11 protein-coding genes and 2 pseudogenes are annotated in these 12,745 nt (G+C 47.4%); 9 read left to right on the forward strand and 4 right to left on the reverse strand.

Translation table 11 applies throughout. The features are described from left to right. Positions 1-16: 16 nt before the first annotated feature. Complete coding sequence (locus HPC38_RS08560; protein ID WP_208120878.1) at positions 17-1,321, reverse strand: MFS transporter; 1,305 nt, start codon at positions 1,319-1,321, stop codon at positions 17-19. 214 nt (positions 1,322-1,535) lie between these two features. Between HPC38_RS08560 and HPC38_RS08565 the strand changes: the two are divergent. From HPC38_RS08565 to ftsX, 8 genes and pseudogenes are all read left to right on the forward strand, one after another. Beyond that, positions 1,536-2,588 (forward strand): annotated as a pseudogene (locus tag HPC38_RS08565) (ABC transporter substrate-binding protein). Positions 2,589-2,604: 16 nt separating this feature from the next. Then, positions 2,605-3,066, forward strand: a pseudogene (locus tag HPC38_RS10580) (iron chelate uptake ABC transporter family permease subunit); the annotation flags it as partial. 61 nt (positions 3,067-3,127) lie between these two features. Further along, positions 3,128-3,358, forward strand: a complete 231-nt coding sequence (locus HPC38_RS10585; RefSeq protein WP_328805258.1) for an iron chelate uptake ABC transporter family permease subunit — start codon at positions 3,128-3,130, stop codon at positions 3,356-3,358. 11 nt (positions 3,359-3,369) lie between these two features. After that, the gene (locus HPC38_RS10590) at positions 3,370-3,585 is read left to right on the forward strand and encodes an iron chelate uptake ABC transporter family permease subunit (protein ID WP_328805259.1); all 216 of its coding nucleotides are present in this window, start codon (positions 3,370-3,372) and stop codon (positions 3,583-3,585) included. Next, the gene (locus tag HPC38_RS08575) at positions 3,578-3,910 is read left to right on the forward strand and encodes an ATP-binding cassette domain-containing protein (RefSeq protein WP_208120879.1); all 333 of its coding nucleotides are present in this window, start codon (positions 3,578-3,580) and stop codon (positions 3,908-3,910) included. The genes HPC38_RS10590 and HPC38_RS08575 overlap by 8 nt, the downstream gene beginning before the upstream one ends. A 321-nt stretch (positions 3,911-4,231) precedes the next feature. Next, a complete protein-coding gene (gene ftsY, locus HPC38_RS08580) occupies positions 4,232-5,548 on the forward strand; it encodes a signal recognition particle-docking protein FtsY (protein ID WP_208120880.1) in 1,317 nt (438 codons plus the stop codon). An 8-nt stretch (positions 5,549-5,556) separates the two neighbouring features. Next, positions 5,557-6,216, forward strand: a complete 660-nt coding sequence (gene ftsE / locus HPC38_RS08585; protein ID WP_208120881.1) for a cell division ATP-binding protein FtsE — start codon at positions 5,557-5,559, stop codon at positions 6,214-6,216. Positions 6,217-6,225: 9 nt separating this feature from the next. Continuing rightward, on the forward strand, positions 6,226-7,155 hold the full coding sequence (gene ftsX, locus HPC38_RS08590) for a permease-like cell division protein FtsX (protein WP_208120882.1): 930 nt from the start codon (positions 6,226-6,228) through the stop codon (positions 7,153-7,155). An 8-nt stretch (positions 7,156-7,163) separates the two neighbouring features. Here the strand turns inward: ftsX and HPC38_RS08595 are convergent, their stop codons facing one another. The 3 genes from HPC38_RS08595 to HPC38_RS08605 are packed head-to-tail and all read right to left on the reverse strand — an operon-like array spanning position 7,164 to position 10,588. After that, positions 7,164-8,303 (reverse strand): glycerate kinase, encoded by a 1,140-nt coding sequence (locus tag HPC38_RS08595; RefSeq protein WP_208120883.1) that lies wholly within the window; start codon positions 8,301-8,303, stop codon positions 7,164-7,166. Between the two features lie 9 nt (positions 8,304-8,312). Then, the gene (locus HPC38_RS08600) at positions 8,313-9,125 is read right to left on the reverse strand and encodes a Cof-type HAD-IIB family hydrolase (RefSeq protein WP_208120884.1); all 813 of its coding nucleotides are present in this window, start codon (positions 9,123-9,125) and stop codon (positions 8,313-8,315) included. Positions 9,126-9,178: 53 nt separating this feature from the next. Next, the gene (locus HPC38_RS08605) at positions 9,179-10,588 is read right to left on the reverse strand and encodes a glycoside hydrolase family 1 protein (protein ID WP_208120885.1); all 1,410 of its coding nucleotides are present in this window, start codon (positions 10,586-10,588) and stop codon (positions 9,179-9,181) included. A gap of 189 nt (positions 10,589-10,777) precedes the next feature. Here HPC38_RS08605 and HPC38_RS08610 point away from each other — a divergent pair, with 189 nt between their 5' ends. Continuing rightward, positions 10,778-12,739, forward strand: coding sequence for a bifunctional 2',3'-cyclic-nucleotide 2'-phosphodiesterase/3'-nucleotidase (locus HPC38_RS08610; protein WP_208120886.1), 1,962 nt, complete (start codon positions 10,778-10,780; stop codon positions 12,737-12,739). The last annotated feature ends 6 nt before the right edge of the window (positions 12,740-12,745 follow it).

Genomic DNA, 12,745 nt, shown 5'->3' on the forward strand with positions numbered 1-12,745 from the left:
GTTCATACGATACGCATTACATTGCCTCAATCTTTTTCAATCCACGATGGGATAGATAGCAAAAAATAAAGCACAAAATTGCACCTAGCATAATCGTATAGAATCCACTTTCCCAACCAAATTTATCCACCATGAAACCAAATAGTGTTGTGCCAAGCGAGGAGCCGACAATATAACTCATAAAGCCACGCAAGCCAACGGCAGAACCTAAAGCAAAGCTTGGAATGACTTCCATTGCCTGTACCGCGACCATAGATTGCGGAATATAAATTAAGCAGCCTGTAATAGTAGAAAAGAGAGTTATCAATACAATTGAATTAGATGTCATATAGCCAAAAACACAGAAAAAGACAATTACAAGGCAGATCATCGGTAAATACATCACCTTACCACGAAAAAACTTATCCACAAGCCAACCTGCGATGATAGTTGAAGGAATTGCCGCCCATTCAAATAGCATAAATGACACGCCCATATCGGCTTTACTAAACCCTTTTACAGTCAAAATATACAATGGGATCCAAGTCAACATACCAAAACGAACCATGTAAGTGAAAATATCAATACCCACCAAATACCATGAGTTTGGATTTTTTAAGATAAATTCGGTAAAAATTTGCTTGGAGCTCATATTATCTGGCTTCTTACTTAGATGACGAGCAAGATGTGTATTCACAGATTCTTCTTGATATATTTCTTCAACGGTAGGCAAATTCTCTTCAACAGGACGACGTTTAACAAAATATAAAATGAGCAGAACACCAATAAAGGCGATTAAAGCTGGCACCAAATAGGCAGAAATACGCCAGTGCTCTGTACCTAGATAAGACAAACTTGCCCCCACAATAGGCGCAACCAAACCTCCGCCTAAATTATGAGAAACATTCCAAATGGTACTTGCTCGTCCACGTTGTGTTCTAGGAAACCAATGTCCAACCGTGATAATAGCAGGCCCCACCCCCATGCCCTGAAAAAGGCCCAATAAGATAACCAAGCACACAAAAAGATAAAAACTGGTAGAAAACCCCATCATAATGTTAATAATCACACATAAAAATAAACCCAACGCCATGAAATAACGAGGGTTAGATTTATCCGCCAAAATGCTCATCAATCCTTTGCTGATGCCATATGTTATCAACATTAAGGAGGTTAATAACCCTATTTGCGTTGTACTTAACCCCAACTCATCTTTAATATAAGGTGTTGAAAAAACAAAATTATTACGCACAATATAATAACAAGCATAGCCAATAAAAATGCCTATCAATGATTGCATTTGAAATTTTTTAAATCGTTTTTGTTCATCTAACTGTGTCATTTTACTACCTCTTAAATTTTATGATTACTCGATTCCTTGTACCCTGATTTATCCAGAAGGCAATTACAAAAATGTAAAAATGTGATCTCATCCACGTGTAAGCATTTTGACTGTACATTTTCTATCAGATTTTCTCTACATACATAAAAACCCATTCCACAATCGGCTAAACTTTATTATCGTTATATTGTTTTTTAATAACGATTGGGTTGGTATGAACAAGTTAAAAAGTGCGGTTGTGTTGATGGTAGCATTGGCATCCAGTGTGGCATGGGCCGATCGTCAAATTACGGATCAAAATTGGATCGCCAAGTGACGATTCCTGATAGTGTAAATCGGGCGGTGGTATTGCAGCATCAAACGTTGGACATTGCGGTGTAGCTTGACGCGACCGATCAAATTGTCGGGATTTTATCCACTTGGAAAAAGAATTTAGGTCAAGATTATGCCCGCCTTGCGCCCGCGTTAGAGAAAATGGCGATGCCGGGTGAGCTGACAAAAGTAAATATCGAAAGCCTGTTGGCACTCAAACCTGATGTTGTGTTTGTCACTAACTATGCGCCACCTGAGATGATCAAGCAAATTTCGGATGCGGGTCTGCCAGTGGTGGCCATTTCTCTGCGGGTGTCGCCGAAAAACGAGCAAGCCAAGCTCAATCCAACATTGCAAGATGAAAATAAGGCTTATAGTGAGGGGTTGAAACAGGGAATTGCGCTCATCGCTGAGGTGTTCAATAAGCAAAAAATGTGCAGGAATTAATCAAAGCGGCATTTGCCAACCGTCCATTGTTGAAAGCACGTTTGGCCAATGTGCCTAAGGGGGCGAGGGTAGCAACCTATATGGCAAACCCTGATTTGACCTATGGCTCAGGCAAATATACGGGGCTGATGATGGAGCACGTGGGTGCAAATAATGTTGCGGCTAGCAGCATTAAAGGCTATAAACAGGTGTCGATGGAGCAAATTTTAAGCTGGAATCCTAGTGTCATTTTTGTGCAAAATCGCTACTCAACCGTTGTGTCAGATATTGTCAACGGCGCACAATGGCAAAATATTCAGGCGGTGAAAGATAAAAAAGTGTATTTAATGCCGCAATATGCTAAAGCGTGGGGGTATCCAATACCTGAGGAGATTGGCCTTGGGGAGCTTTGGATGGCAAAAAACTCTATCCTGAACGCTTTGCTGACATTGATTTGGATAAAATGGTGAACGATTATTATCAAAAATTCTATCGCACCCAGTATGTGCCAACGCCAGCAAAAAACTGACCGCACTTTTATCCTTATGCTCGTCTTTGAGCTTATCGTAACCGTCCTGATCTCACTTGGGGTCGGACGGTATGCGTCATCCATTGAGCAAATTTTAACCTTGCTGTGGTATAAACTTCTCGCGCTCCCCCTGCCTGCTATTGAATCGCAAGTGTTGTTTGATGTGCGCCTGCCACGCATTTTAACCGCAGGATTAGTCGGTACTGGGCTGGCGTTAAGTGGTGTCGTATTGCAGGGCATTTTCCGTAACCTGTTAGTTGACTCGCATGTTATTGGCGTTACCTCAGGTGATGCCTTTGGCGGGACGCTGGCGATCTTTTTTAGCCTTTCAATATTGGCGCTGTTTGCAAGCACATTGACCTTTGGCATTGCCACATTAGCACTCGTGTTTTTATTCAATCGCCGCGTCGCAAATGGCAGTTTGTTGATGCTGATTTTAACGGGTATGATTTTAAGTGGCTTTTTTGCCGCACTGGTCAGCTTGCTGCAATATAATCTCCGACACCGAAGAAAAACTGCCCAGCATTGTTTTTTGGCTGATGGGCAGCTTCGCCACGGCCAACAGACAAAAATTACTCTTTTTTACTCTTCCGTGGGGACTTTGTTCGACCGTATTATTGGGGCTGCATTGGCGATTAAATGTATTGTCACTGTCTCAGCGAGAGGCGAATGCTTTGGGCGTCAATGTGGTGCCATTGCGTTGGTGCGTGCTGTTTTGCGCGGGCAGCATAGTGGCTTGCCAAGTGGCGATTAGCGGCAGCATTGGCTGAGTAGGCTTGTTATCCCACATATTAGTCGTATGTTAGTGGGCGCTGACCACCAAAAATTGCTGCCCACCTCCATGCTTGTTGGCGCGATTTATTTGATCATTGTCGATGATCTCGCGCGCACGCTAACCGCCAGTGAAATCCCGATCAGCATTCTGACCGTACTTTTAGGCGCGCCTTTATTTGCCGTGTTGGTTTATCGTTTAAGGCGAGGGCTACGCAATGAATGACACCGCACTTTCCTTAGAACGCGTTAGCTTCGGTTACTCAAGTGCGCCGTTGCTGTTCCAAGCCTTGTCTTTTGACGTTCTGTCAAGAGAAATACTGGCGATTCTCGGCCCCAATGGCTGCGGCAAAAGCACACTGCCGTCACTCTTGCTTGGGCATCTTAAACCGATATCTGGCAAGGTATTTTCTGCGGTCAAATTAGGCTTTGTACCGCAGTTTTTTACTGCCACTTTTGATTATAGTGTACTCGACATTGTGCTGATGGGGCGCGCTGGGCATATTCGTACCTTTGCCCACACCAGAGCTTGCCACTACAAGTGCGGATAATCTTTATCGCCTTTTTGATTTGGCCATGCTCAAACATCACATTCATACCGACGCACTGAGCATGGAGCATATTGTGCCTTTATTTGATACATTGGTGATGCCATGAACACAATCATACTCTATGGCTGACTACGGCTGCGCAATATTACGGCATCACACAGGTATCGATTCATTTTTTACTTTTTTACAATGTACTCACGCTCAACAGATCATCATCGATCATGGCTTTATTGGCGGATAACATTTCACAAAAATCCCTCATCGGTGGTAAACTTAGCTAGTTACTGAAAAATCAAAAAGTGCGGTTGGAAGAGAGAAATCATGGCAGAAAATAAGAAAAAAAGCGGATTTTGGTCTTGGTTGGGGCTGGGCAAAGATAAACCAACACATGAGCCTGCTGAGTTAGACACTCAACACTCAGAGAATCACGATAAAGAACAGGCAGTGTGCGAGGCGGAAGAAAAACGTTTAGCCGAAGAGCAAGCGGCACGTGAGGCGGAAGAAAAACGCTTAGCCGAAGAACAAGCCGCGCGTGAGGCAGAAGAAAAACGTTTAGCTGAAGAGCAAGAGGCACGTGAGGCGGAAGAAAAGCGCTTAGCGGAAGAACAAGCTGCACGTGAGGTGGAAGAAAAATGCTTAGCCGAAGAGCAAGCGGCGCGTGAGGTGGAAGAAAAAACTCAAAGTGCGGTCGAACAAGAAAAACCAAGCCAAGGTGGCTTTTTTAGCCGCTTGCTAAAAGGGTTAGTCAAAACCAAGCAAAATCTCGGTAGTGGCTTTCGCAGTCTTTTTCGTGGTAAAAAAATTGATGATGAGCTGTTTGAAGAACTTGAAGAACAGCTGCTGATCGCCGATATTGGTGTGCCAACTACCACCAAGATCATCAACAGCCTCACCGAGCACGCCAGCAAAAAAGAACTGCGTGATGCCGAGCAGCTTTATCAAAAACTCAAGCAAGAAATGGCCGACATTTTAGCACCCGTTGCCAAGCCCCTTGAAATCAGCGAGAAAAAGCCGTTTGTCATTTTAATGGTGGGTGTTAATGGCGTGGGCAAAACTACCACCATCGGCAAGCTGGCACGCCAGTTCCAACAACAAGGCAAATCCGTAATGTTGGCGGCTGGCGACACTTTCCGTGCGGCAGCGGTGGAGCAATTGCAAGTGTGGGGCGAGCGCAACCATATTCCTGTAGTGGCGCAAAGCACCGGCTCTGATGCCGCGTCGGTAATTTATGATGCGATGGAATCAGCGCGTGCGCGCAATATTGATATTTTACTGGCCGACACCGCAGGGCGGTTGCAAAATAAAAATCACCTAATGGATGAGCTGAAAAAAATTGTACGCGTGATGAAAAAGCTCGATCCTGAAGCGCCACACGAAATTATGCTCACGTTAGATGCGGGCACAGGTCAAAATGCCATCAGCCAAGCCAAATTGTTTAACGAAGCAACGGGATTGACAGGCATCAGCCTGACCAAACTTGATGGCACCGCCAAAGGCGGCGTGATTTTTGCGATTGCCGATCAATTTAATGTGCCAATTCGCTACATTGGCATTGGTGAGAAAATTGAAGATTTGCGCCCATTTAATGCGCAAGAATTTATCGATGCACTGTTTAGCCAAGAACAAGACGAAGAATAAGGGCCGATATGATCCGATTTATTAACGTTAGTAAAGCCTACCTTGGTGGTAAACCTGCCTTACAAGGCTTGAGCTTCCACCTGCCGGTGGGATCGATGACCTACCTCACAGGTCACTCTGGGGCGGGAAAAAGTACGCTGTTGAAACTCATCATGGGGATTGAGCGTGCTAATGGCGGCTCGGTCTATTTCAATGGGCACGACATCACTCGCTTAAGCGATGATCAAATCCCGTTTTTGCGTCGCCAAATTGGCATGGTGCACCAAGATTACCACCTGCTAACCGACCGCAGCGTGCTGGAAAATGTCTCCCTGCCGTTGATTATCTCGGGCATGCACCCGAATGAAATCAAACGTCGTGCTTGTGCTGCGCTGGATAAAGTGGGGCTACTGCACCGCGCCAATCACTTGCCGCTGCACCTTTCAGGTGGGGAACAACAACGGGTGGACATCGCCCGTGCAGTGGTCAATCGCCCACAATTATTGCTCGCAGATGAGCCAACAGGTAACTTGGATAAAACGCTTTCGCGTGAAATTTTCCGCCTGTTTGAAGAATTTAATCGTGTGGGGGTTACCGTGTTAGTCGCCACGCACGATCACACCATTGTGCAACAATATCCAAAACCGACCTTAGTGCTTGAGCAAGGTCATCTTCGTGCATTTCAATAAGGAGATTCTATGAGCTCACGCCCAACCCAAGCGCCGTTTTGGATGCAAACCCAATATGTGTTGAAATCCGTGTTCAATGACTTATGGCAAAAACGCATCGGCACCGCGCTGACGGTGCTGGTGATCGCGGTGTCGTTGACCATTCCAACCATCAGCTATTTATTGTGGAAAAACACCAAAGAAGCGGCGACGAAATTTTACCCCGAATCGCAAATTAGTGTTTACTTACATAAAACCTTAAGTGAGGCCGACGCCAATTTGGTGGTGGACAAAATCCGCCAAGAAAAGGGCGTGGCGGAACTCAGTTATATTTCTCGCCAACAAAGTTTGGAAGACTTCCGCCAATGGTCGGGCTTTAATGATGAGCTGGCGATGCTCGACGACAATCCGCTGCCAGCGGTGGTGATGATAACCCCAACGGAGGCGTTTCAAACCAGCGCGAAGCTCACCGAGCTCAAGCAAACGCTGATCAAAATCAAAGGCGTGGATGAAGTGCGGTTAGACACCGACTGGATGGAAAAACTCGGCGCCATCACCTGGCTGGCTGGGCGCATTGCAGTGGTCTGCACCTTGTTGATGCTGATTGCCGTGATTTTGGTAATCGGCAATAGTATTCGCTCCGATGTCTACAGTGCTCGCGCCAACATTGAAGTGATGAAACTGCTCGGTGCTACAGAGCACTTTATCCTGCGCCCGTTTCTCTACACAGGCTTAATCTTCGGCATTATCGGTGGCGTGCTGGCCGCCATTTTAAGCGGACTAACCATCGCTTATTTTTCGACGGCAATCGACTATGTGGCCAATATTTTTGCGGTAAAATTTGAGCTTAACGGTATGAATTTTGTCGAAGTGTTGTTTATCATCGCCCTCGCCGCCTTCACAGGCTGGTGCGGCGCCTTGATTGCGGCGAAAAAACACATTCACCGCTTGGAAAATTGATTGAAAACCTAAAGTGCGGTTGCTAATTTATACAACCGCGCGACATTCTCGGCGCAGGATTGCAGGTTTTGCGCACCGCACTTTAAGGTGTTCTCAAGGCTGTCGATCTGTTGGATAATTGGGAACACCGCATCAATGCCGTGATCATAGACTGCGACATAATCCGCGCGCAAACAGCCGACCAAGGCGATCACGGGCTTGTTGTGCGCTTTGGCGCAGCGCGCCACACCGATTGGCGTTTTGCCGTGTACTGTTTGCCCATCCATGCGCCCTTCACCTGTGATGACCAAATCGGCTGACCGCACTTTGCTTTCCAACGCCACGGCGTTGAGCATAATCTCTACCCCTGAGCGCAGTGTGGCATTTGGCAATAACATCAACCCTGCACCCATGCCGCCTGCAGCGCCTGCGCCTTTGACATCAGCAATCGCTTTATTCAGCTGGTGTTGAACCACCTCGGCAAAATGAGCAAGGGCGTGATCAAGGCGTTTGATCATCGCCTCATCGGCGCCTTTTTGTGCGCCAAACACCGCCGCCGCGCCCTGTTCACCGCACAGGGGATTGTCCACATCGCAGGCCACCGACAACCGCACTTTACTTAGGCGTTCATCAAGCTGTGATAAATCCACTCTCGCCAGGCTTGCCAGCGCGGCGCCGCCAAAGGCGAGCTCGTCATCGTTGTCGTCATAAAAATGCGCGCCAAGGGCTTGCAGCATGCCCACGCCACCATCGTTGGTCGCGCTGCCGCCAATGCCGAGAATAATTTCCTCCACTTCATGGGAAAGTGCGGTTTTGATCAGCTCGCCTGTGCCAAAGCTGGTGGTGATTTCTGGGTTGCGTTTATCCAGCGGCACCAAATGCAGCCCCGAGGCGGCCGCCATTTCGATGATCGCCGTGCGCCCGTCGCCTGAAAGCCCCCATTGGGCTTGCACCGTTTCGCCCAGTGGGCTGGTGACCGCACTTTGCATTAAGCGTCCGTGGGTTGCGTCCACAAAAGATTGCACCGTGCCTTCGCCGCCGTCTGCCATTGGCACCAACGTGTACGTGGCATTCGGAAAAATGCGCGCAAATCCCGCCTCAATGGCTTGCGCCACCGCTTGGGCACTGAGGCTTTCTTTGAAACTGTCTGGTGCAATCACAATGTGCATCGCTACTCCTTAACTTAACACATAGCGCTCTATCGCCTGCGCCACGCCCGAGTCGTTGTGGTGGCCGGTGATGGCATCGGCCATCGCTTTGAGCTCGTCGGTGGCGTTTTCCATCGCAATGCCAAGGCCTGCGTATTCCACCATGTGGGCGTCATTGCCCGCATCGCCCATGCAAATCACATCACGCGCTGGAATGCCTAAAAAATCTGCCAACGCGGCAATGCCGCTGCCTTTGTTAGCTTTCGGGTGGAGAAATTCCATAAAAAATGGCGTGCTTTGCACCACGGTGAACTGTACTTTTAGTGCCTGCGGCAATGTCGCCATAGCATGAGAGACTTTTTCACTATCATCGGCATAGAGAACCTTGATGATGGGTTCATCATCAGCCAGCTCAGCAAAGTCCAATTGATTCAGCTCGATTTTGTTGATTTCTGCCTCATGCTGGCTGCAAGGGCCACAATCAGGCGAGATCAGCCCACGAATAGGCGAAAACGCGTGCAGGTTAATGCCCAACGTTTTGGCGTGCTCAGCAAGTAACTTCGCCTCACGACCTGTGAATTGAAAATCTTGAATGATTTTTTCATCGCTGATGCGTTTGACCTGCGCGCCATTAAAACACAGCACATAGTCATCATCGCTGGTCATCTCTAACTGCTCAAAATAGTGTTTAAGCCCTGCAAATGGGCGCCCTGAGGCGAGTACCACACGCACACCACGGTTTTTGGCGGCCAAAATGGCTTGACGGTTGCGCTCACTAACTTGTTTTTTACTGTCGAGCAAAGTGCCGTCCATGTCTAATGCAATTAATTTATAGTTATTCATAGTATCCTCATATTAATTTGCTCTAGCATAACACAGACCGCACTTTAACATCACTACAAGGTGGCGCCATTGCAGGCAATTAATTTTTGATACCAGTAAAAACTTTTCTTTTTGCTGCGCGCGAGGTCTTTAAGGTCAAATTCATCGCGGTTAACGTAAATAAAGCCGTAGCGTTTGCTCACCCCTTGGTGAGTGCTGACTAAATCGATCGCCGACCATGGATTATAGCCAAACACGTTCACGCCGTCGGCAATCGCCAGTTGCAATTGCTGGAGATGTTTTTTCAAATAATCAATGCGGTAATCATCATTAATGCTACCGTCGTCTTCCACTTTATCAAATGCACCTAAGCCATTTTCGGTGACTAATAACGGCAAAGCATAACGTGAATAAATGCGGCGCAAAGTGGTTCGGAAACCTGCAGGGTCAATCTCCCAGCCAAATTCGTTAACACTTAAGTGCGGGTTTTTGCCGCCACGGAAAAAGCCCGATTCACCCACAGCGAGTTGTTGGTCGCCACTCGAGCCAATATCGTCGCCATCACCGTGGCTGGCTGATACGGTGGCTGAGCTATAATAATTAAACGCGATAAAATCGGGGCTTGCCGCTTTCAGTACAGCCAAGTCGCCGTCTGCAATCTCAGGCGTGGCGTTGCGCGATTGCAAAAATGCCCACGCCAGGTGGTTGTAACGCCCATACACCGCCATGTCGAGATACAGCCAGTTACGGAGTGCCTCAAAGTTATCGGCAGCGATAATATCTTCTGGCCGTGCGCTGGCAGGATATACACAGGCGATATTAATCGCAGGTGCAATTTTGGCGTGCGGCAGCATCTCATGGCATTTGACCATCGCTTTGGCTTGCGCCACAAACATATTGTGATTTTGCTGATAAATATCTTTAACAGGGTTTTCACCCTTGCCGCCGCCCGTACCGAGTGCATTAGGATGCAAAATCATCATATTTTGCTCATTAATCGTCAGCCAGTAGGTCACGCGATCGCCTAAGCGTTCATAAAGTGCGGTGCAGTAATGCTCAAAGGCATCAATGGTCTCACGGTTTGACCAGCCGCCTTTTTGCGCCAAGGCATAAGGCAAATCGAAGTGATAAAGCGTCACAATCGGTTCAATATTATGCGCGCGCAGCTCATCGATCAAATCACTATAAAACGCCAAACCTTTTTCGTTAAGCTCGCCATCTCCATCTGGAAACACGCGACTCCACGCAATCGAAAAGCGATAGGCCTTCAAGCCCAGCTCGGCAAATAACGCCACATCTTCTTTAAAACGGTGGTAGTGATCTGCGCCCACTTTAAAATCGCTGGTGTTGGGCACAACTGACGCCATATCAATCACCGACGGACCTTTACCGTCTTCATTCCATGCGCCCTCCACTTGATAAGCCGAAGTGGACGCGCCCCATAAAAAGTGCGGTGGGAAGGGGGTGCCATTGTGATGCTGCATACATTCTCCTTATTGTTATTGCTGCAAGATAATTGCTTAAGATACACATAAATGCGCAAAAAAACGAAAGTTTATTGCAAGAATGTGATCTTGGCTGGAATTCTCACATAATCCATAAAACCGCACTTTTATGCTCACGGTAATTCCCTTAGAATTGGGCAGATTATTCTAATAACAAACGGAGTGTTTATGAAATTAACCTTAAATAGAGTACATTTTGCGGTTGTGACCGCACTTTGCCTGCCAACCTTGGCGCTGGCCGCGGATATGGATTTACGCGTTGTGGAAACCACCGATTTGCACGCCAATATGATGGATTATGACTATTATAAAGACAAACCATCAGAGAAAATCGGACTGGTGCGGGCCGCTGATTTAGTACAAAAAGCGCGTGCTGAAGTAAAAAACAGTGTGTTAGTGGACAATGGGGACTTGATTCAAGGCAGCCCAATGGGGGACTGGGTGGCATCAAAAGGCTTGAAAGCAGGTGAATTGCACCCTGTGTATAAAGCCATGAACCTGCTCAATTATGATGTCGGCAACATCGGCAACCACGAATTTAACTACGGTCTTGAGTTTTTAGACCGCTCGATTGCCGGCGCTAAGTTTCCGTATATCAACGCCAATATTTATGTCGCCAACGGCAAAGACGATAAACACTATTTCACGCCGTATATCATTAAAGACTATGAATTTGTCGATACCGACGGCAAAAAACAACAGCTGAAAGTCGGCTACATCGGCTTTGTGCCACCCCAAGTGCTGATTTGGGATAAGAAAAATTTAGAAGGCAAAGTGATCGCCAAAGACATCACCGAAACCGCCAAACATCTGGTGCCGAAAATGCGCGCAGAGGGCGCGGATATTGTGATTGCGGTGCCGCACTCAGGGCTTTCGGCTGAGCCATACCGCACTTTGGCCGAAAACTCAGTGTATTATCTCTCCAAGGTCGAGGGCATTGACGCGATCGCCTTTGGGCATGCCCACGCGGTTTATCCAAGCAAAGAGTTTGCCGACATTCCTGGTGCCGATATTGAAAAGGGTACCATTAACGGTGTGCCGTCGGTGATGCCAGGGCGCTGGGGCAGTCACATTGGCGTGATTGATCTCAAGCTTAATAATGACTCAGGCAAATGGAAGGTCGTCTCTGGCACAACCGAAGCTCGGGCGATTTATGACAGCAAAAACAAAGCCGCCATCGCTAAGCAATATGTGCCGATTTTAGATGTGCTCAAAGCCGATCACAAAAGTACCCGCGACTACGTCAATGCTCCGATTGGTAAAGCCGACGATAAAATGTACAGTTTCCTTGCGCTGGTGCAAGATGACCCAACTATCCAAATTGTTAATCTGGCACAAATTGACTATGTCAAACGCTTTGCTCAAGGCGACCCTGATTTAGGCAACCTGCCTGTGCTGTCTGCTGCTGCACCATTTAAAGTGGGCGGGCGTAAAAATGACCCGAGCAACTACACCGAGGTGGAAGCAGGTCAATTGACGTTCCGCAACGCGGCGGATTTGTATCTTTATCCTAACACTTTAGTAGCGTTGAAAGTCACAGGTGAAGAAGTGCGGGAATGGCTCGAGTGCTCCGCTGGCCAATTTAACCAAATCGCCCCCACAGAAGCGGAAAAGCAAGCCTTAATCAACTGGGACGGTTTCCGCACTTATAACTTTGATGTGATTGATGGGGTGAATTACCAAGTGGACATCACGCAACCTGCGCGCTATGACGGGGAGTGCAAGCTCATCAACCCAGACGTACACCGCATTGTGGATCTGACATTCAACGGTAAGCCTATTGATGAGAAGCAAAATTTCTTGATTGCCACCAATAATTACCGCGCCTTTGGGGAAAAATTCCCAGGCACTGGCAGTGCGCATATTGCCTTCTCTTCACCCGATGAAAATCGCTCCATTGTGGCAGACTACATCCGCCGTGTCAGCAAGGAGCAAGGCGAAGTGAAAGCTACAGCGGACAACAACTGGCGCATTAAAGCGATTGACAACAACAAAGCGCAAGTGTTCTTTGAAACCTCTCCGTCTGAAAAAGCGGCAGAGTTTATCAAAGAAAAGGCTCAATACCCAATGAAAACTATCGGGCAAGACGACAATGGCTTTGCACTCTATGAGGTGGATTTGAGCAAATAAAAAGCC

This window comes from Spirabiliibacterium pneumoniae (genome assembly GCF_014884995.1).
Taxonomy (GTDB): Bacteria; Pseudomonadota; Gammaproteobacteria; order Enterobacterales; family Pasteurellaceae; genus Spirabiliibacterium; species Spirabiliibacterium pneumoniae.

Excerpts from the sequence above, each read along its gene's own strand:
- HPC38_RS08560 (WP_208120878.1), bottom strand. The coding sequence starts at position 1,321 with ATGACACAGTTAGATGAACAAAAACGATTTAAAAAATTTCAAATGCAA.
- HPC38_RS10585 (WP_328805258.1), top strand. The coding sequence starts at position 3,128 with ATGGGCAGCTTCGCCACGGCCAACAGACAAAAATTACTCTTTTTTACT.
- HPC38_RS08575 (WP_208120879.1), top strand. The coding sequence starts at position 3,578 with ATGAATGACACCGCACTTTCCTTAGAACGCGTTAGCTTCGGTTACTCA.
- ftsY (WP_208120880.1), top strand. The coding sequence starts at position 4,232 with ATGGCAGAAAATAAGAAAAAAAGCGGATTTTGGTCTTGGTTGGGGCTG.
- ftsE (WP_208120881.1), top strand. The coding sequence starts at position 5,557 with ATGATCCGATTTATTAACGTTAGTAAAGCCTACCTTGGTGGTAAACCT.
- ftsX (WP_208120882.1), top strand. The coding sequence starts at position 6,226 with ATGAGCTCACGCCCAACCCAAGCGCCGTTTTGGATGCAAACCCAATAT.
- HPC38_RS08595 (WP_208120883.1), bottom strand. The coding sequence starts at position 8,303 with ATGCACATTGTGATTGCACCAGACAGTTTCAAAGAAAGCCTCAGTGCC.
- HPC38_RS08600 (WP_208120884.1), bottom strand. The coding sequence starts at position 9,125 with ATGAATAACTATAAATTAATTGCATTAGACATGGACGGCACTTTGCTC.
- HPC38_RS08605 (WP_208120885.1), bottom strand. The coding sequence starts at position 10,588 with ATGCAGCATCACAATGGCACCCCCTTCCCACCGCACTTTTTATGGGGC.
- HPC38_RS08610 (WP_208120886.1), top strand. The coding sequence starts at position 10,778 with ATGAAATTAACCTTAAATAGAGTACATTTTGCGGTTGTGACCGCACTT.